This is a genomic window from Lentzea roselyniae (genome assembly GCF_039537795.1).
Classification (GTDB): domain Bacteria; phylum Actinomycetota; class Actinomycetes; order Mycobacteriales; family Pseudonocardiaceae; genus Lentzea; species Lentzea atacamensis.
In genome coordinates this window covers 1-19,329 of the sequence record NZ_BAABBE010000018.1, presented here as the reverse complement: position 1 = coordinate 19,329, position 19,329 = coordinate 1, and the positions used below count along the sequence as shown (strand labels likewise).

Sequence of the window (19,329 nt, the reverse complement as noted above, 5' to 3'; positions counted from 1 at the left end):
AGCTCCCAGGGGCCGTTCCCTCAGACCAAACGACTAGCGGTAGTCCCGCCCAAAGTCGTAGTCGTCCAACGGCACCGCAGCACCCGTCCCAGTCCCGAAGACGTCAGGCGTGTAGTACCCGTCGTCGTAAGAAGGAATCGCGTAAGCCGCAGCCCGCGCCTCCTCAGTCGGCTGAACCTGGATGTTCCGGTACCTGTTGATACCCGTACCAGCCGGGATCAACTTACCGATGATCACGTTCTCCTTCAGACCGATGAGCTTGTCCGAACGCCCGTTGATGGCAGCGTCGGTCAGCACACGAGTGGTCTCCTGGAACGACGCCGCGGAGAGCCACGAGTCGGTCGCCAGCGAGGCCTTCGTGATACCCATCAGCACCGGACGACCGGCAGCCGGCTCGCCACCCTCGGCGACGACAGCGCGGTTGCCCGACTCGAAGTCGGCACGCTCGACCAGCGAACCCGGCAGGAACTCGGTCGCGCCGGAGTCGATGATCGTGACCCGGCGGAGCATCTGCCGGACGATGACCTCGATGTGCTTGTCGTGGATGGCCACACCCTGGGCGCGGTACACCTTCTGCACTTCCTGCACCAGGTGCAGCTGGGCCTCGCGCGGGCCCATGACGCGCAGGACCTCGTGCGGGTCCGGAGTACCTTCCAGCAGCTGCTGACCGACGTGCACGTGGTCGCCGTCCTGCAGCGGGCCGGTCGCCGTGTTGGCGAGACGCTGACGCTTGGACAGCTTCTCGAACACGATCTCCTCGGAACCGTCGTCCGGGATCAGCGTGATCTTCCAGAAGCGGTCGCCGTCCTCGATGCGGACGCGGCCGTCGACGTCGGCGATCGGCGCCTTGCCCTTCGGGACGCGGGCCTCGAAGAGCTCCTGGACGCGGGGCAGACCGGTCGTGATGTCGTCACCGGCCACACCACCCTGGTGGAACGTACGCATCGTCAGCTGCGTACCGGGCTCACCGATCGACTGGGCGGCGACGATGCCGACGGCCTCGCCGACGTCGACCAGCTTGCCGGTCGCCATCGAACGGCCGTAGCAGGACGCACACACACCGACGGCCGACTCACAGGTCAGCACCGAGCGGACCTTCACGCGGACGATGCCCGCCTCGACCAGCGACTGCAACGCCGGGTCGCCGAGGTCGTCGCCGCGGTTCAGGATCAGGTTGCCCTGCGCGTCGTGGATGTCCTCCGCGACCGTGCGGGCGTAGACCGACGTCTGCGCGAACTCGTGCAGGCCGACCTTGTCGCCCAGCTGCTCGCCGACGGTCATCTGCACACCACGGGTGGTGCCGCAGTCGACCTCGCGGATGATGACGTCCTGCGAGACGTCCACCAGACGACGGGTCAGGTAACCCGAGTCGGCGGTACGAAGCGCGGTGTCGGCGAGACCCTTGCGGGCACCGTGCGTCGCGATGAAGTACTCCAGCACCGACAAGCCCTCGCGGAACGAGTTCTTGATCGGGCGCGGGATGTACTCACCCTTCGGGTTGGTGACGAGACCACGCATACCCGCGAGCGAACGGACCTGCGTCATGTTGCCGGCGGCGCCGGACTGCACGATGACGCGGATCGAGTTGTCCTCGGGGAAGTTGTCTTCCATGATCTCGTGGACCTGCTCGGTGGCCTTGGTCCACACCTTGACCAGCTCGGAGTTGCGCTCCTCGTGGGAGAGCTGACCGCGCTGGTAGCGCTTCTCCACCGCGTCCGCGAGGCGCTCGTGCTCCTCGAGGATGTCCTGCTTCGCGGCGGGGACGAGGACGTCCGAGATCGCGACGGTCACGCCGGAACGGGTGGCCCAGTAGAAACCGGCGTCCTTCAGCTTGTCCAGCGTCCGGGCGACGGTGACCATCGGGTACCGCTCGGCGAGGTCGTTGATGATCACGGCCTGCCGCTTCTTGGGCATGACCTCGTTGATGAAGGCGTAGTCCTGCGGCAGGATCTCGTTGAACAGCACGCGACCCAGCGTGGTCTCCGCGAGCCACGGCTGACCGGGCTCCCAGCCCTCCGGCTCCTGACCCTTCGGCGGGTTCTTGTCGGAGACGCGGATCTTGACCATCGCCTGCAGGCCCAGGACCTTGCGGTCGAACGCCATCAGGGCTTCGGCCGGGGACGAGAAGAAGTGGCCCTCGCCGATGTCGCCGGCCTTGTGCCGGGTCAGGTGGTACAGACCCGTCACCATGTCCAGACGCGGCATGGCCAGCGGCTTGCCGGACGCCGGGGACAGGATGTTGTTCGACGACAGCATCAGGACGCGGGCCTCGGCCTGCGCCTCAGCCGACAGCGGCAGGTGAACAGCCATCTGGTCACCGTCGAAGTCGGCGTTGAACGCCTCACAGACCAGCGGGTGCAGCTGGATGGCCTTGCCCTCGACCAGCTGCGGCTCGAAGGCCTGGATGCCGAGGCGGTGCAGCGTAGGAGCACGGTTGAGCAGCACCGGGTGCTCGGTGATGACCTCTTCCAGCACGTCCCACACGGCCGGGCGCGCACGCTCGACCATCCGCTTGGCGGACTTGATGTTCTGCGCGTGGTTGAGGTCCACGAGCCGCTTCATCACGAACGGCTTGAAGAGCTCCAGCGCCATCTGCTTGGGCAGACCGCACTGGTGCAGCTTGAGCTGCGGGCCGACCACGATGACCGAACGGCCGGAGTAGTCGACGCGCTTGCCGAGCAGGTTCTGGCGGAACCGGCCCTGCTTGCCCTTCAGCAGGTCGGACAGCGACTTCAGCGGGCGGTTACCGGGACCGGTAACCGGGCGGCCGCGGCGGCCGTTGTCGAACAGCGCGTCGACGGCCTCCTGCAGCATCCGCTTCTCGTTGTTGACGATGATCTCGGGCGCGCCGAGGTCGATCAGTCGCTTCAACCGGTTGTTGCGGTTGATGACGCGGCGGTACAGGTCGTTCAGGTCGGAGGTCGCGAAGCGGCCACCGTCGAGCTGCACCATCGGGCGCAGGTCCGGCGGGATGACCGGAACGCAGTCCAGCACCATGCCCTGCGGGTTGTTGCGGGTCGCCTGGAAGGCGGCAACGACCTTGAGGCGCTTGAGCGCACGCAGCTTCTTCTGGCCCTTACCGCTGCGGATCGTCTCGCGCAGGATGTCGGCCTCGGCGTCGACGTCGTAGTCACCCAGCAGCTTCTGGATGGCCTCGGCGCCCATGGCGCCGGTGAAGTAGTCGCCGTAGCGGTCGTACAGCTCGCGGTAGAGCAGCTCGTCCGCGATCAGCTGACCGCGGTCGAGCTTGGTGAAGGTGCTCCAGATCTCGTCGAGCCGGTCCAGCTCGCGCTGGGCACGGTCGCGGAGCTGGCGCATCTCGCGCTCGCCGCCCTCCTTGACCTTGCGGCGGACGTCGGACTTGGCGCCCTCCGCCTCCAGCTCGGCCAGGTCGGCTTCCAGCTTCTGGGCACGCGCCTCGACGTCCGCGTCACGGCGGTTCTCGACGCGCTTGCGCTCGACCTGCATCTCGCTCTCGAGCGTGGGCAGGTCGTTGTGGCGCAGCTCGCCGTTCACGCCGACGATGACGTAGGCGGCGAAGTAGATGATCTTCTCGAGGTCCTTGGGGGCCAGGTCGAGCAGGTAGCCCAACCGGCTGGGAACGCCCTTGAAGTACCAGATGTGCGTGACCGGAGCGGCGAGCTCGATGTGGCCCATGCGCTCACGACGCACCTTCGCACGGGTCACCTCGACGCCGCAGCGCTCACAGATGATGCCCTTGAAGCGCACGCGCTTGTACTTGCCGCAGTAGCACTCCCAGTCCCTGGTGGGACCGAAGATCTTTTCGCAGAACAAGCCGTCCTTCTCAGGCTTGAGCGTGCGGTAGTTGATGGTCTCGGGCTTCTTGACCTCGCCGTAGGACCACTGGCGGATGTCGTCCGCGGTCGCGAGACCGATGCGGAGCTCATCGAAGAAGTTGACGTCGAGCACGTCTACTCTCTTCCCCTTTTTAGATCGGTGGCAGCAGGAGCTGGTCGGATAGGTCAGGGAGCGCTACGCGGGAGGCATTGCGCTCCCTGACCCGAGCGAGGTGACTAGTTGACGACGTCGTCCACGGAGGGCGACTCGGACCGCGACAGGTTGATGCCGAGGTTCGCGGCCGCGCGCTCCAGGTCTTCGTCGTCGCCGTCGCGCATCTCGATCGCAGCACCGTCCGAAGACAGGACCTCGACGTTGAGGCACAGCGACTGCAGCTCCTTGAGCAGCACCTTGAAGGACTCCGGGATACCGGGTTCCGGGATGTTCTCGCCCTTGACGATGGCCTCGTAGACCTTCACGCGGCCGAGCACGTCGTCGGACTTGATCGTGAGCAGCTCCTGCAGGGTGTATGCGGCGCCGTACGCCTGCATCGCCCAGCACTCCATCTCACCGAAACGCTGACCACCGAACTGCGCCTTACCACCCAGCGGCTGCTGCGTGATCATCGAGTACGGGCCGGTCGAACGCGCGTGGATCTTGTCGTCGACCAGGTGCAGCAGCTTGAGGATGTACATGTAGCCGACCGACACCGGGAACGGGTACGGCTCGCCGGAGCGACCGTCGAAGAGCTGAGCCTTGCCGTTCTCCTTGACCATCCGCTCACCGTCGCGGTTCGGGATGGTCGAGCCCAGCAGACCCGTGATCTCCTCTTCCTTCGCGCCGTCGAACACCGGCGTCGCCGTCCGGGTGTTCGGCTCGACGTCGTACAGCTCCTCGGGCAGGTTCTTCGCCCAGTCCGGGTCGCCGTTGATGCTCCAGCCCTGCTTGGCGATCCACCCGAGGTGGGTCTCCAGCACCTGGCCGATGTTCATACGACGCGGCACACCGTGCGTGTTCAGGATGATGTCGACCGGCGTGCCGTCCTCGAGGAACGGCATGTCCTCGACGGGGAGGATCTTGCCGATGACGCCCTTGTTGCCGTGGCGGCCGGCGAGCTTGTCACCGTCCTGGATCTTGCGCTTCTGGGCCACGTAGACGCGGACGAGCTCGTTCACGCCCGGAGGCAGCTCGTCGTCGTCCTCACGCGAGAAGACGCGGATGCCGATGACCTTGCCGTACTCACCGTGCGGCACCTTGAGCGAGGTGTCGCGGACCTCGCGCGCCTTCTCACCGAAGATCGCGCGGAGCAGGCGCTCCTCGGGGGTCAGCTCGGTCTCACCCTTGGGCGTGACCTTGCCGACGAGGATGTCGCCGGGCTGCACCTCGGCACCGATGCGGATGATGCCGCGCTCGTCGAGGTCGGCGAGGACCTCCTCGGAGACGTTCGGGATGTCCCGCGTGATCTCCTCGGCACCGAGCTTCGTGTCGCGGGCGTCGATCTCGTGCTCCTCGATGTGGATCGAGGTCAGGACGTCGTCCTGGACGAGACGCTGCGACAGGATGATCGCGTCCTCGTAGTTGTGGCCTTCCCACGGCATGATCGCCACGAGCAGGTTCTTGCCGAGCGCCATCTCACCGTTCTCGGTGCACGGCCCGTCGGCCAGGACCTGGCCCTCCTGCACCCGGTCGCCCTCGTTGACGATGGGCTTCTGGTTGATGCAGGTGCCCTGGTTCGAGCGACGGAACTTGTGCAGCGCGTAGGTGTTGCGCGCACCGTCGTCGGCCATGACGGTGATGTAGTCGGCGGAGACCTCCTCGACCACACCGGTCTTCTTCGCGACGACGACGTCACCGGCGTCCACCGCGGCACGCAGCTCCATGCCGGTGCCGACCAGCGGCGACTCGGAACGCAGCAGCGGCACGGCCTGACGCTGCATGTTCGCACCCATCAGGGCGCGGTTCGCGTCGTCGTGCTCGAGGAACGGGATCATGGCGGTCGCGGCCGACACCATCTGGCGCGGCGAGACGTCCATGTAGTCGACGTCCATCGGGTCGATGAACTCGACCTCGCCGCCCTTCTTGCGGACCAGGACGCGGTCGTCGGTGAAGTTGCCCTCGTCGTCGGTCGGCGAGTTCGCCTGCGCCTTGACGAAGCGGTCTTCCTCGTCCGCGGTCAGGTAGTCGATCTGGTCGGTGACCCGGCCGTCGGTGACCTTGCGGTACGGCGTCTCGATGAAGCCGAACGGGTTGACCCGCGCGTACGACGAGAGCGAACCGATCAGACCGATGTTCGGGCCTTCCGGCGTCTCGATCGGGCACATGCGGCCGTAGTGCGACGGGTGGACGTCGCGGACCTCCATGCCGGCCCGCTCACGGGACAGACCACCGGGACCCAGCGCCGACAGGCGGCGCTTGTGGGTCAGACCCGCGAGCGGGTTGGTCTGGTCCATGAACTGCGACAGCTGCGAGGTGCCGAAGAACTCCTTGATCGCCGCCACAACGGGACGGATGTTGATCAGGGTCTGCGGCGTGATGGCCTCGACGTCCTGCGTGGTCATGCGCTCGCGGACGACGCGCTCCATGCGGGACAGACCGACGCGGATCTGGTTCTGGATCAGCTCGCCGACGGTGCGCAGACGACGGTTGCCGAAGTGGTCGATGTCGTCGACCTCGACGGGAACCTCGGTGCCGTTGGCGCCGTCCATCATCGTCTCGCCCGCGTGCAGGCGGACCAGGTACTCGATCGTCGTGACGATGTCGTCCTCGGTCAGCACACCGGTGTTGATCTCGGTGTCCAGGCCCAGCTTCTTGTTGACCTTGTAACGGCCAACCTTCGCCAGGTCGTAGCGCTTGTCCTTGAAGAACAGGTTCTCCAGCAGGGCCTGCGCGGACTCCTTCGTCGGCGGCTCGCCAGGACGCAGCTTGCGGTAGATGTCGAGCAACGCCTCGTCGGTACCCGCGGTGTGGTCCTTCTCGAGCGTGGTCAGCAACGTCTCGCTGAACGCGAACCGCTCGCGGATCTGCTCGGTGCTCCAGCCCAGAGCCTTCAGCAGCACCGTCACCGGCTGGCGACGCTTGCGGTCGATGCGGACACCCACGGTGTCGCGCTTGTCGACGTCGAACTCCAGCCAGGCACCCCGGGACGGGATGATCTTGACGCTGAAGACGTCCTTGTCCGTCGTCTTGTCGACCGCGGTGTCGTAGTAGACACCGGGCGAACGCACGAGCTGCGAGACAACCACGCGCTCGGTGCCGTTGATGATGAACGTGCCCTTGTCCGTCATCATCGGGAAGTCACCCATGAACACCGTCTGGCTCTTGATCTCGCCAGTGGTGTGGTTGGTGAACTCCGCCGTGACGAACAGCGGTGCCGCGTACGTCATGTCCTTGTCCTTGCACTCTTCGGTCGAGGCCTTGACCTCGTCGAAGCGCGGGTCGGAGAAGGACAGTGACATGGAGCCGGAGAAGTCCTCGATCGGCGAGATCTCGTTGAGAACCTCTTCGAGACCACTCGTCGGGGTCTCGTCGCCGGCGTCGACGCGGCGCTGGAACCACGCCTCGTTACCGGTGAGCCATTCGAAGGACTGGATCTGCAGGTCGAGCAGGTTGGGCGTCGAGAGCGGCTCGTGAATCTTTGCGAACGAGACGCGCTTCGGCGCTCCAGGGATCCCCGACGTGGAGTTGGTCGCAGCAGTGGCCTTGGTCGCGCGAGAGATCGCCAAGATGCGTCCTTCCAGGGACAGGTAGCTGGCTAGAGCGAACTAGCACGGCTGTCAAGGGTGCGGCGATGCCCGACTAATCCACGCTCTCGGCGAAGGGCAAGCGGAAAATGGGCAGCGCAAAGGGGCAGTCTAGCCACGCGCACGGCGACTGTCGAGAGGCACCTGGAAGGACCCTCCTCTTGCTCACCGACAGAGTGACCCTGCATGAGCGCGCAGTCAAGATGTGGACGGCCGATCCACCCTCTGGATGGAGCGCCTATCACCGTCTGTCACCCAATTGACCTGCATAAACACGCGTGCGGCCGATTTGGTGGGAAGTTGGCGGCGTTCAAGCGGTCTTACAGAGCGCCACGAGAATTGTGTGACTGAGATCACGCGTGTCGGGGCTGGCGGAGGGGGTATTTCGAGTGCTTCCAGGGTTCCCTGAGAGTTGTTGATCTTAGTCCACCGCGATCGGCGGGCCGACACCGGCCCGGGCCAAACGATCGAGCGCGCGGCCGGTGTCCGTCAGCAGTTCTGGAGCTGCTGGTTCTGCTCGGCGGTCGCGCCGAACATCTCCATGTTGTCGATCTTCCACCGGCCATCGGAGTCCACGGCGCTGACGCGGAGCATGGCGGTGCCGCCGCCCGACTGGTTGTCGGTGGTGCGGGTGGTGACCTGGTCGGCGAAGACCAGGACGGTGGCGTGGCCGTCCTTGAGCGACGACACGGCGGAGGAGACGACGCGGACGGTCACGACCAGCTTCTGCTCGGGCGCGACCTTCTTCACCGGGCCGAACACGGCGTTGTACTGGCAGAGGGCCTTGCCGGTCAGCAGTTCGCGGGCGGCCTTCTCGGTGGACTCGACGTCGGCGAAGTTGTAGGAGAAGGACTTCTCCACGGCCTCGCGGACCTGGCCGTTCACCGCCGAGGTGGTCGCTGAGTCGACCAGGGCGGCGTCGTAGGACACCGAGCGGGACTTGAGCAGGAAGAACGTGCCGAGGCCGCCGAGCAGCACCGCGACCGCGAGCAGGGCGACCGGCAGCACCCAGCCGGTCCTGGCGGCAGCGGCGTAGTGCGCCGGGTCGAACTTCACGGCCTCCGGCTGCTTCGGCTCCTTCGAGGGCTTCGGCTGCTTGGGCTGCTTCGCGGCCGGGGGCGTCCACTCGACCGCCGTCGGCGCCTTCAACTCCTCCGGCTCCTCCACAGCCTCCGGAACCACGGCCTCGGCAGCCTCGACGGGCTCGTCGGGAGCCGTGGTGCGGCGGTGCAGGCCGGCCACCTTGGGGCGGCCGCCGGCGGGCGGCGTGGGGATGGGGCGGCGGCGGGATGGGGGCACGAGCTCAGTCCAATCAGACGCCCGCCCGCAGCGGGCCCAGCTGGCTCAGCTTCCAGCCGTCCTCGGTGCGGGTGAGCTTGGTCAGGTACCGGTTGATCTTGGTGACCTTCTGGCCGTTGTCCGGGGTCACGGTGCTCTCGACCACGGCGATCATCGACGCGGTGCCCGCGCGGTCGTCGAGTTCGGTGATGGCGGAGTCGAGGACCTTCGACGACGTCACGGACTTGGCGTCGACCAGCTGCTTCTTGCGCGAGTCCTTGTCCTTGTCGATCTCGGCGCGCAGCTCGCCGGTCGACGAGTTGAGCCAGCGCTGCAGGTCCTCGTCGACCTTCTTGTAGTCGAGCGTCAGGAAGTTCGTGATGCCCACCTGGCCGGAGCGCAGGGCCTCGTCGCGCGTCGCGGCGAACTCCGACTCCGACGAGTGCGACGCCGAGTACCAGGCCACGCCGAAGTACGCGGCGTACCCGAACGTCAGCACCGCCAGGACCGCGGCCACCACCGTGAAGATCCGCACTACTTCTTCTCCTCTGGCAAACCCAGCAGCTGGCCCAGCGACGTCAGCAGCGGCAGCTCCGGGGCCGTCTGCTGGCCGGCCGGCTCCTGCCCCGGCTGCGTCGTCGCGTTGCCCACCGGTGTCGTCGGCGTTCCACCGTACGGAGCATTCTGCGAGCCTCGCACCGATGTCGCCGAACCGCGCGCGAGAGCGCAGTACGCCTGGGTGTTCAGCGGCACGGCGGAGGTGTCACTACCAGGGCGGATGGTCGTGCCCTCGTAGCCGACGGTGCAGGGCATGGGATCGAACATGTTCAGCGCGAGGCCGAAGTGCGCGGTGCCGTCACCCGGCGCCACGGTGAAGCCACCACCGACGGCGAGGGGGTACGTCACCGCGATCTGCTCCAAACCATCACGCCTGGTCACGAGGATGTTCGCCGTGGTCAGCAGGTTCGCGAACACCACACCGAGGTTCGGCCCGCTCTCCTTCAGCAGCGCCGACACCTGCTCCGACGCCGGCGGCACCGCGACGATCAACCGGCGCAGGTCGCCGTCGGACGCCTTCAGCTGCTCCGCGATCAACCTCAGGTCACCGCTGAACGAGCGGATCGCACCGCCCTGCGCGGCCTGCGTGGCCAGCACGATCTTGCCGTCCCTGAGCAGCTGCGTCGTCTGCGGCAGGTGCTCGGAGGCAGCCGCCGTGAACGCCGCGGTGTTGTCGATCAGCACCTGCAAGTCGCCACCGGTGCCGCTGAACGCGGTGTGCAGTTCGTCGACGATGGTCTTCAGCGAATCAGTCGGCACCGACGACGCGAACGCGTCCAGGTTCGACAGCAGGCCGTCGACCGGCGGCGGCGTCTTGGTGGCCGAACGCGGGATGACCGACCCGGCCTCGAGGTACGGCCCGTCGTCGTTCTTCGGCCGCAGGTCCACGAACTGCTCACCGACGGCCGACCGGTTCGCGACCACGGCCTCGGTCGACGCGGGCACGCGCGGCGCGTCCGCGTCCAGCTCCAGGTCGACCTCGATGCCGTCGGCGGTCAGCCGCAGCTGCCCGACCCGGCCGATCGTCACACCGCGGTACGTGACCTCGGCGTTGGTGAAGATGCCGCCGGAGTCGGCGAGCTGCATCGTCACGACCTTCGACGACGACCGGAACAGCCCGACGTAGTTGGCGCTCACGTACGAAATGCCCAGCAACGCCACGAGCACGAACGCCACGATCTTGAACTTGGTGCCCCGCGTGATCACTTGCGACCACCTCCCAGCAGGCCGCCGAGGACGTCGCCCAGCGCGGACCCGGTTCCCTGTCCCAGGTTCGGCAGCGGGATGTTCGGCATCGGCAACGGCGTGCCCTGGCTCGGGACGTGGCCGTCCAGCGGGGACTGCCGCGACCGGCCCAGGTTGTCCAGGATCGTGCCGAGGTTGAGGTCGAGGTCGGCGTAGAGGTTCGTGTAGTCGCCCTTGATGCCGTCGACCGCCGCGTCCGGGAACGGGTAGGTCAGCAGCAGCTCGAGCGCCTTCGGCAGGTTCTGCCCCGACTCCGCGAGCTTCTGCAACGTCGGCTGCAGCGCCTTCAGGTCCGCCACGATGTCGTCCCTGCTCTTGTTGACCGTGTCCGTCGCGACGTCGGAGAGCTTGTCCAGCGACTTCAGCAGCGTCACGAGCTGCGTGCGCTGCTCGGCGATCACCCGCAGGCCGGGTTCCAGGTCCGTCAGCGCCACCGCGATCTTCTCCCGCTGCTGGGCCAGGGTCCCTGCCAGCCGGTTGATCGAGTCGAGCGCGCGGACGATCTCCGCCTTGTGCTTGTCGAGCTCCCCGACGAACGTGTTCAGGTTGCCCAGCAAGGAGCGGATCTCCTGCTCGTTGCCCTCCAGCGCGGCGTTGAGCTCCTTGGTGATGTTCTGCAGCTGCGCCACACCACCACCGTTGAGCAGCATCGACAACGCGCCGAAGACCTCTTCGACCTCGGGGTTGCGGTTCGTCTTCTCCAACGGGATCACGGCGTTGTCCGCGAGCTTTCCGCTGGCGTCCTTGGGCTTGCCGAGCTCGACGAACTTCTCGCCCAGCAGCGCCGACTGCCTCAGCTTCGCGAACGCGTTGGCCGGCAGCTGCACGTCACCGTTGACCAGCATGGTGACCTCGGCCGTCCAGCCGTCACCGGCCAGGTCGATCCTCTCGACCCGCCCGACCGGCACGTCGTTGACCTTCACGCCGGCCTGGGGCACGAGGTCCAGGACGTCCTTGAACTGCGCCTTGACCCGGTACGGGTGGTCACCGACGTCGGCGCCGCCGGGCAGCGGCAGGTTGTAGACGCCGTCGAACCCACCGGAGCCACAGCCGGCGAGAACGAGAGCTGAGAGCACGATCGCGAGCTTCTTCACCGTGGCACCCCCGCGACCGGCAGGGGCAGCGGCAGCTTGCCCGCGTTGAGATCGCTGATCACCTGAGCGGGCGAGCTCAGCGGAACCGCACCGGACAGGATCGGCTCCAGCTGCTTGCACGTCTGCGCGAGCACCGGCGGCACGTTGTTCGGCGTGGCCTGCTGCACCAGCTTGCAGATCAGCACGATCGGCGGCTGGTTCAGCTCGTTGATGTTCGCGCGGGTGTCGAGCGTGCCGGACGCCGCGTTGTAGGAGTTCTGCAGGTTGCCCAGCGCCAGCGGAGCCACGTCGAGCGTCTCGGCCAGCGCGGCCCGCTGGTTCACCAGCACCTGCGTGATCGACGCGAGCTTGTCCACATTGGACTTCAGCACCTCGCGGTTGTCCTTGATGAAGCCCTGCACCTGCTGCAGCGCGGTCGCCAGCTCGTTCAGCGCGGCACCGAGGTCACCGCGCTCGTCGGCGAGCAGCTTGCTCACGTCCGCGAGCTGCCGGTTGAAGTCCCGGACCTGGCTGTCGTTCGCGGCCAGCATCGCGGTGAACTTCTGCAGGTTGTCGACGGTCGCGAACAGATCCTCCTTGGACCCCGACAGCGTCCGCGTGGCCTGGCCGAGGTTCTTCAACATGTCGTTGAGCGCCTGGCCGTTGCCCTCGAGGTTCTTCGCCGCCGAGTTCAGCAGGTCCGCCAGGGCCCCGTCGGCGTTCGCGCCGTTCGGTCCCAACGCGGTCGTGAGCTTGTCCAGCGACTGGTAGAGCTCGTCCAGCTCGACCGGCGTCGCGGTGCGCTCGCGCGGGATCACTGCGTTGTCGCCCATCGTCGGCCCACCGGTGTAGGCGGGCGCGAGCTGCACGTACCGGTCGCTGACCACGCTCGGGGCGACCACGACGGCCTGCGCGTTCTCAGGGATCCGCACCGAGCGGTCGACGGTGAACACGACCCGCACGGTCTTGCCCTCCGGCACGACCTCGTCGATCGTGCCGACCTTCACGCCGAGCACGCGCACGTCACCGCCGGGGTAGACGCCGACGGCCGCGGCGAAGTGCGCGGTCACCTTGCGCTCGTTCATGCCGGAGAAGATCCACCACAGCGCCGCCGTCACGACCAGCGCGAGCACGCAGCCCATCGCGATCAGGCGGCCGACCTTGGTGTTCGCTGCCGTTGTCATCGCTGCACCCCCGGAGGCAGGCAGCCTTCCTCGTTGAACCCGACGACGCCGAGGTTCACCGAGGGCGGCAGCAGGCCGCAGATGTAGGTGTCGAACCAGCGCCCGTTGCCCAGGGTGTTCGCGAACACCCGGTAGAACGGCGCCATCAGCGCGAGGCTGCGGTCGAGGTTGTCCTGGTTGCGCTGCAGGATCGTGGTGACCCTGCCGAGCTGCTCCAGCGCAGGCTTGAGCTGGTTCTGGTTGTCCTGCACCAGACCGCTCAGCTCCCGCGCCAGGTCCCGCGTCCCGGTCAGCAACGCGCTGATCGCCTCCCGCCGCTTGCGCAGCTCGCCGAGCAGCAGGTTGCCGTCGGAGAGGAGCTTCTCGAACTCGGAGTTGCGGTCGGCCAGCGTCTTGCTCAGCTGCCTGGTGTTCTCCAGCAGCTTGGCCAGCTGCTGGTCACGCGAGGAGATCGTCTTCGAGAGCGCGGACAGACCGTCCAGCGCGCCCCGGACGTGCTCCGGCGAGTTCTTGAAGGTGTCGGACAGCACGGTGAAGCTGTCCGCCAGCTGCTTGGTGTCGATCTGGCCGACGGTCGTCGCGAGCCCGTTGAACGCCTCGTTCACGTCGTACGGCGCGAGAGTGCGCTCCTTGGGGATCGGGTCGCCCGGCGACAGCGGCTGGGAGCCCTGCGGGTCGAGCGACAGGAACTTCTGCCCCAGCAACGTCTTGATGCGGATCATCGCGGTCGTCCGGTCGCCCACCCAGGCGTCCTTGACCTTGAACGTGACCCGCACGCGGTCGCCGTTCAGCCTCACCTTGGTGACCTTGCCGACCTTCACGCCGGCGACGCGGACCTCGTTGCCGGGCACGAGTCCCGCGGCCTCGCTGAAGTCCGCGGCGTAGCTCGTGCCACCGCCGACGATCGGCAGGTCGTCCGAGTAGAACGCGGCCAGCAAGAGCAGGGCGATCAGTGTCAGGCTGATCGCGCCGGTCCTGATCGGGTTGCGCTGTTTCATCGGCGGCACCTCTGCTGTGTCACCGGCAACGCCGTGATCGGAATCGGGTCCTTGATGACCGGTGGAACCGCGATCTGACCGGTTCCCTCGCACAGGAAGAAGTTGAACCACGAGCCGTAGGTCGCGGTCCTCGTGATCGTCTCCAGCTTGTTCGGCAGCCGCTGCAGCATGCCGTCGACGAGCTGTTCGTTGTCCGCCAGCGTCTGCGAGACCAGGCCGAGCTGCGCGATGTCGTTCTTCAGCGGCTCGCGGCCCTGCTCCAGCAGGCCTGCCGTGGCGTTGGTCAGGTCGCCGAGCGCGGTGATCGCGTCACCGATCGGCTGGCGGTCCTGGGCGAGCCCGGACACCAGCTGCTGCAGCGTGATCACGAGGTTGTTGAAGTCCTCGTCACGCGAGTTCACGGTGTCCAGCGCGGTGTTGAGGTTGTCGACGACCTCGCCGATCACCTTGTCCTTGCTCGCCAGCGTGCTGGTCAGCGACGCCGTGTGCTTGAGCAGGCTGTCGATCGTGCTGCCTTCTCCCTGCAGCACCTGGATGATCTCGAACGACAGCTTGTTCACGTCCTCCGGCGACAGCGCCTGGAAGAGCGGCTTGAAGCCGTTGAACAGCACGGTGAGATCCAGCGCGGGCTTGGTGCGCTCCAACGGGATCGTGCCACCTTCCGGCAACACCGCCTTGGTGTCGCCGGTGCCGGCTTCGAGCGCGATGTACCGCTGTCCCACCAGGTTGCGGTACTTGATCGTCGCGATGACCGACGCGGGCAGCTTGCGGTCGCCGTCGATGGAGAAGTCGACCTCGGCGGTCTTGCGGTCGACGACCTTGATCTCGTCGACCTGCCCGACGCGAACACCGGCGATGCGGATGTCGTCACCCTCGTTCAACGCGGTGACGTCGGTGAACCTCGCCTTGTAGTCCGTGGCACCGGCCAGGTTTACGTTGGCGATGGTCACCGCGAGCAGCGTCGTGGCGAGGATCGTGACCACCGCGAAGGTGATCAGCTTGACCAGCGGGGCGAGTACTCCCCTCACTTGACCGTCACCTCCGTTCCGCGGACGAGCGGCCCGAGCAGCAGGCTCGACCAGCTGGGCATGTCACGCGGGTCCATGCCGAGCTGCGGCCCGTAGAGCGCCGCGATCAACCTGGCTTCCTCCGGCGAGTTGGCGAGCCTGAGCACGTCCTGCGCCGACGACGTGGACGTGTTGCCGGCGTTGGCGGGCGGCAGGATCCCGTCGTTCGCGACGCGGGCGGGCGGCGGCGAGCTGGAGCCGTCCTGCACCGGTCCCTCCGGCGGATACTGCGGGAACGGGTTCGGCCGCGGCACGATGTCGTAGCAGCGGGGACCGCGCTTGTCCCTGTACTCGGGCTCGTCGAGGTTCGGCTTGTACTTGCCGCGGTTCTGCGTGATCTCCAGCGTGATGTGCAGGCCGGGCTCGTTCGTGCCCTCGCCGAACGCCTTGCTGATGATCGGTTCGAACTCAGCGAGTCCCTTGAGCAGACAGGGGTACTCGGGCGCGTACTTGGCCAGCAGCTCCAGCGTCGGGCGGCTGGTGTCGGCCAGCGAGATGATGTTGTTCTTGTTGACCGTGACGAAGCTGGTGAGGTCCTGCGACGTCGTGGTCAGCGACCCGTACAGCGCCAGCAGGTTGTCGCGCTGCTCGACGACGGTCTTGGTCGTCGTGGTCATGTCGTTGAGGGCCTGCAACAGATCCGGCGCGGCGTCGGCGTAGACGTTCGAGACGTCCGCGAGCTTGGAGATGTTCTCCTTCAACGCGGGCAGGTGCGGGTTGAGCTCACCGAGGTAGGCGTCCAGCGACACGAGCGTCTGGCCGAGCGGCTTGCCGCGCCCGTCCAGCGCCTGCGACAACGCGGTCAGCGTGGTGGCGAGCTTCTCCGGCTGGATCGCCTGCAGCACCGGCATCAGGTTGTCGAGCACGCGTTCCAGCTCGATCGCGCTGCTGGAGCGGTCCTGCTCGATGACCGCGCCCTCCTGGATCGCGCCGCTCTTCTGCTGCGGCAGCACCAGGTTCACGTACCGCTCGCCGAACAACGTCTTGGGCAGCAACCGCGCGCTGACGTTGGAGGGAATCTGGTTCACCTTGTCCGGCAGCAGCGCGAGCTCGAGCTCGGCACCGTTCCCGCTGGTGCGAACAGCCTTCACCGAGCCGACGATGAGCCCGCGCACCTTGACGTCGCTGGCCGTCTGCAGCTGGTTGCCGATGTGGTCGGTCTTGAGCGTGACCTTCACGTAGTCGCCGAAGACGTCCTTGTACAACGCCACCGTGAGCGACAGGAACATGGCGATCGCGAGAAGGAAGGCGATGCCCAGCACGCGTTTCCTCATCCCGCGATCCTCACCGTCGTCGTGGCACCCCAGATCGCGAGGCTCAGGAAGAAGTCGAGCAGCGCCGTCGTGACGATCGCGGTCCGCACCGCCCGCCCGACAGCCACACCGACACCCGCCGGCCCACCGCTCGCGCGGTAGCCGTAGTAGCAGTGGGTCATGATGATCACGACCGCGAAGACCAGCACCTTGCCGAACGACCAGAGCACGTCGATCGGAGGTAGGAACAGGTTGAAGTAGTGGTCGTACGTGCCCGCCGACTGCCCGAAGAACTCGACAGTGATCGTCCGCGCCGCGAGATAACTGGTCAGCAGTCCGATCACGTACAGCGGGATGATCGCGACGAACCCGGCGATGATCCGCGTGGTGACGAGGAACGGCAGGCTGGGAATGCCCATGACCTCGAGCGCGTCGATTTCCTCGGAGATCCGCATCGCACCGAGCTGCGCCGTGAAGCCCGACCCCACCGTCGCCGACAACGCGAGCCCGGCCACGAGCGGCGCGATCTCACGCGTGTTGAAGTACGCGGACACGAACCCGGCGAACGCCGACGTGCCGATCTGGTTCAGAGCCGTGAAGCCCTGCAGACCGACAACCGTGCCCGTGAAGACACTCAGCCCGACCATCACACCGATCGTGCCGCCGATGACCGCGAGCGCCCCCGACCCGAAGCTGACCTCGGCCAGCAGCCGCATCGTCTCCTTCGAGTACCGCTTGAGCGCACGAGGCGTCCAAGCCAGCGCCTTGATGTAGAACGCCAGCTGGTCGCCGAACCCGTCCAGAGTGGACAACGCCTTGTTCGCCATCAGCTCCCCTTCGCGGGCACGACCTGCAGGTAGATCGTGGTGAGGACGAAGTTGACGAAGAACAACAGCAGGAACGTGATGACCACGGCCTGGTTCACCGCGTCGCCCACGCCCTTCGGCCCACCGGCGGGGTTGAGCCCCCGGTACGCCGCGACGATGCCCGCGATGAACCCGAAGATCAGCGCCTTGATCTCACTGATCCACAGGTCCGGCAGCTGCGCCAACGCGCTGAAGCTCGCCAGGTAAGCGCCGGGCGTGCCGTCCTGCATGATCACGTTGAAGAAGTAGCCGCCCAGCACACCGACGACGCTCACCATGCCGTTGAGCAGCACGGACACCAGCATCGCCGCCAGCACCCGCGGCACGACCAGCCGCTGGATCGGGCTGACGCCGAGCACTTCCATGGCGTCGATCTCTTCGCGAATCTTCCGCGACCCGAGATCCGCACAGATGGCCGAACCACCGGCACCCGCGATCAACAGCGCCGTCACGATCGGACTGGCCTGCTGAATGATCGCCAGCACGCTGGCCGCGCCCGTGAAGCTCTGCGCACCGATCTGCCGGGTCAAGCTCCCGAGCTGCAACGCGATGACCGCGCCGAACGGAATCGACACCAGCGCCGTCGGCAACACCGTCACGCTGACGATGAACCAGCTCTGCTGGATGAACTCCCGCAGCTGGAACGGCCGCTTGAACGACGTCCGCACGACGTCGATCCCGAGCTGGCACAGCTTCCCCGTCTCCCGCAGCGCCCCAGCGCCGGGGAAAGTCGTCTGCGTGCTCACAGCACACCACCACGACGCGGCCAGGGGCTGGGCGTAGGAGCCGCAGCGTGCACGTTGTACCGCACCAAATCGTCCGGCGTCAGGCTGGCGATGATCCCCTGCTGCGCCTCGTGGGGCAGCTGGTGAATGATCGACATGACCCGGTCCTTGCGCCGCCGAACAGCATCGCGGAACGGCAACCCGGGCGTCGGCTCCAACTGCGGCACAACCCCGCGCATGTCCTCGTCCGGCGACCCGTCCGAATGCCCGGCATCCGCATGCGCCTGCTCGGCGGCCATGGTGGCCTGGTCCTTCTCCTCGGACATGCCGATGGGCCCGAGCCGCCGCCCGTTCAAGAACTGCTCGACAACAGGCTCATCGCTGGTCAACAACACCTCACGAGGCCCGAACATGACCAGCTCGCGCCGGAACAACATCCCGAGGTTGTCCGGCACGGTCCGCGCAATGTTGATGTTGTGCGTGACGATCAGAATCGTCGCGTCGATCTGCGCGTTGAGGTCGATCAACAACTGGCTCAGGTACGCCGTGCGCACCGGATCAAGTCCGGAGTCCGGCTCGTCGCACAAAATGATCTCGGGGTCGAGCACCAGCGCCCGCGCCAGCCCAGCACGCTTGCGCATACCGCCGGAGATCTCACCGGGGAGCTTCTTCTCCGCACCGACGAGACCGACCATCTCCATCTTCTCGAGCACAATCCGCCGGACCTCAGCCTCGGTCTTGCGGGTGTGCTCCCTCAACGGAAACGCGATGTTGTCGTACAGGTTCATCGACCCGAACAACGCACCGTCCTGAAACAGCACGCCGAACATCTTCCGAATCTCGTAAAGCCGGTGCTCAGAACACCGCACGAGATCCGTCCCGTTGATGACGATCTTGCCCTTCTCCGGCTTGAGCAGCCCCACCAGCGACTTCAGGAACACGCTCTTGCCGGTACCGGACGGCCCGAGCATCACGCTGACCTCACCCGGAGGCAGCGTGAGCGTGACGTCCTGCCAGATGGTCTGCTTGCCGAAGGACTTGGTCAGACCCTCGACGACCACCTCGACGCCCATCCGCACCTCCGCACACGCCCAAGACGCCGCGGCGATCGGCGTCACACTGGGGCAACGAGTTCGTTCGCGGCAGGTTACTCACCAGTTGGCCTAACGGCGGTTGCGTTCCGATAACGGCACGCAGGGTGACCTCGCAAAACGGTCAGCCACACCTGAACCACTCCCCGACAACCGGGAAATTCCAGCTCAGTGTGACAGCCAGCACACCAGCACAAACGCCAAAACACCACTCAGCGCAACCACAGGCAAAAGCGAGGCCGAAGGCGAGCTCGAGCGAAGGCGAAGCCCCGCGCGCGGGGCTGGTGGGTCTTTGATCAGATTCGCGGGGATCTGGGGCGGAGCCCCAGGGTTCCGGCAAAGTCGTGTCCGCCGTTTGGACGTAGGACGGGCACGGCTCTCTGGTTGATCATGTGAGTGTCTAAGTCTCATGATCTTCTGGGAGTGCCGTGCCCGCCGTGTCATCCTGCCCGA

General features: G+C 66.6%; 13 protein-coding genes. All 13 read right to left on the bottom strand.

Translation table 11 applies throughout. The features are described from left to right. Window positions 1-33: 33 nt before the first annotated feature. Window positions 34-3,930 (bottom strand): DNA-directed RNA polymerase subunit beta', encoded by a 3,897-nt coding sequence (locus ABFX45_RS28885; protein WP_109628806.1) that lies wholly within the window; start codon window positions 3,928-3,930, stop codon window positions 34-36. Between the two features lie 104 nt (window positions 3,931-4,034). Continuing rightward, entirely contained in the window at window positions 4,035-7,520 is a 3,486-nt protein-coding gene (rpoB, locus tag ABFX45_RS28880; RefSeq protein WP_109628808.1) for a DNA-directed RNA polymerase subunit beta, read from the bottom strand. Window positions 7,521-8,027: 507 nt separating this feature from the next. Further along, window positions 8,028-8,837: a hypothetical protein gene (locus ABFX45_RS28875; protein WP_146231334.1), complete on the bottom strand. Its 810-nt coding sequence runs from the start codon at window positions 8,835-8,837 to the stop codon at window positions 8,028-8,030. 13 nt (window positions 8,838-8,850) lie between these two features. Beyond that, window positions 8,851-9,351 (bottom strand): hypothetical protein, encoded by a 501-nt coding sequence (locus ABFX45_RS28870; RefSeq protein ID WP_346133293.1) that lies wholly within the window; start codon window positions 9,349-9,351, stop codon window positions 8,851-8,853. Next, entirely contained in the window at window positions 9,351-10,580 is a 1,230-nt protein-coding gene (locus ABFX45_RS28865; protein ID WP_346133291.1) for an MCE family protein, read from the bottom strand. The genes ABFX45_RS28870 and ABFX45_RS28865 overlap by 1 nt, the downstream gene beginning before the upstream one ends. Continuing rightward, window positions 10,577-11,713 (bottom strand): MCE family protein, encoded by a 1,137-nt coding sequence (locus tag ABFX45_RS28860; RefSeq protein ID WP_112226744.1) that lies wholly within the window; start codon window positions 11,711-11,713, stop codon window positions 10,577-10,579. The genes ABFX45_RS28865 and ABFX45_RS28860 overlap by 4 nt, the downstream gene beginning before the upstream one ends. Next, window positions 11,710-12,876, bottom strand: coding sequence for an MCE family protein (locus ABFX45_RS28855; RefSeq protein WP_211337093.1), 1,167 nt, complete (start codon window positions 12,874-12,876; stop codon window positions 11,710-11,712). Before ABFX45_RS28855 ends, ABFX45_RS28860 begins: the two co-directional genes overlap by 4 nt. Continuing rightward, entirely contained in the window at window positions 12,873-13,874 is a 1,002-nt protein-coding gene (locus ABFX45_RS28850; protein ID WP_109632792.1) for an MCE family protein, read from the bottom strand. The genes ABFX45_RS28855 and ABFX45_RS28850 overlap by 4 nt, the downstream gene beginning before the upstream one ends. Further along, entirely contained in the window at window positions 13,871-14,902 is a 1,032-nt protein-coding gene (locus ABFX45_RS28845) for an MCE family protein (protein WP_112226743.1), read from the bottom strand. Before ABFX45_RS28845 ends, ABFX45_RS28850 begins: the two co-directional genes overlap by 4 nt. Continuing rightward, a complete protein-coding gene (locus tag ABFX45_RS28840) occupies window positions 14,899-16,215 on the bottom strand; it encodes an MCE family protein (protein ID WP_346133287.1) in 1,317 nt (438 codons plus the stop codon). The genes ABFX45_RS28845 and ABFX45_RS28840 overlap by 4 nt, the downstream gene beginning before the upstream one ends. Beyond that, window positions 16,212-17,021, bottom strand: coding sequence for an MlaE family ABC transporter permease (locus ABFX45_RS28835; protein ID WP_109628824.1), 810 nt, complete (start codon window positions 17,019-17,021; stop codon window positions 16,212-16,214). Before ABFX45_RS28835 ends, ABFX45_RS28840 begins: the two co-directional genes overlap by 4 nt. Next, window positions 17,021-17,806, bottom strand: a complete 786-nt coding sequence (locus ABFX45_RS28830) for an MlaE family ABC transporter permease (RefSeq protein ID WP_109628826.1) — start codon at window positions 17,804-17,806, stop codon at window positions 17,021-17,023. The genes ABFX45_RS28835 and ABFX45_RS28830 overlap by 1 nt, the downstream gene beginning before the upstream one ends. Further along, entirely contained in the window at window positions 17,803-18,858 is a 1,056-nt protein-coding gene (locus ABFX45_RS28825; protein ID WP_109632794.1) for an ABC transporter ATP-binding protein, read from the bottom strand. Before ABFX45_RS28825 ends, ABFX45_RS28830 begins: the two co-directional genes overlap by 4 nt. Window positions 18,859-19,329 lie beyond the last annotated feature (471 nt).

Bases quoted from the DNA above. Each gene is read 5' to 3' on its own strand.
- ABFX45_RS28840 (WP_346133287.1), bottom strand. From the start codon at position 16,215: ATGAGGAAACGCGTGCTGGGCATCGCCTTCCTTCTCGCGATCGCCATG.
- ABFX45_RS28835 (WP_109628824.1), bottom strand. From the start codon at position 17,021: ATGGCGAACAAGGCGTTGTCCACTCTGGACGGGTTCGGCGACCAGCTG.
- ABFX45_RS28855 (WP_211337093.1), bottom strand. From the start codon at position 12,876: ATGACAACGGCAGCGAACACCAAGGTCGGCCGCCTGATCGCGATGGGC.
- ABFX45_RS28825 (WP_109632794.1), bottom strand. From the start codon at position 18,858: ATGGGCGTCGAGGTGGTCGTCGAGGGTCTGACCAAGTCCTTCGGCAAG.
- ABFX45_RS28850 (WP_109632792.1), bottom strand. From the start codon at position 13,874: ATGAAACAGCGCAACCCGATCAGGACCGGCGCGATCAGCCTGACACTG.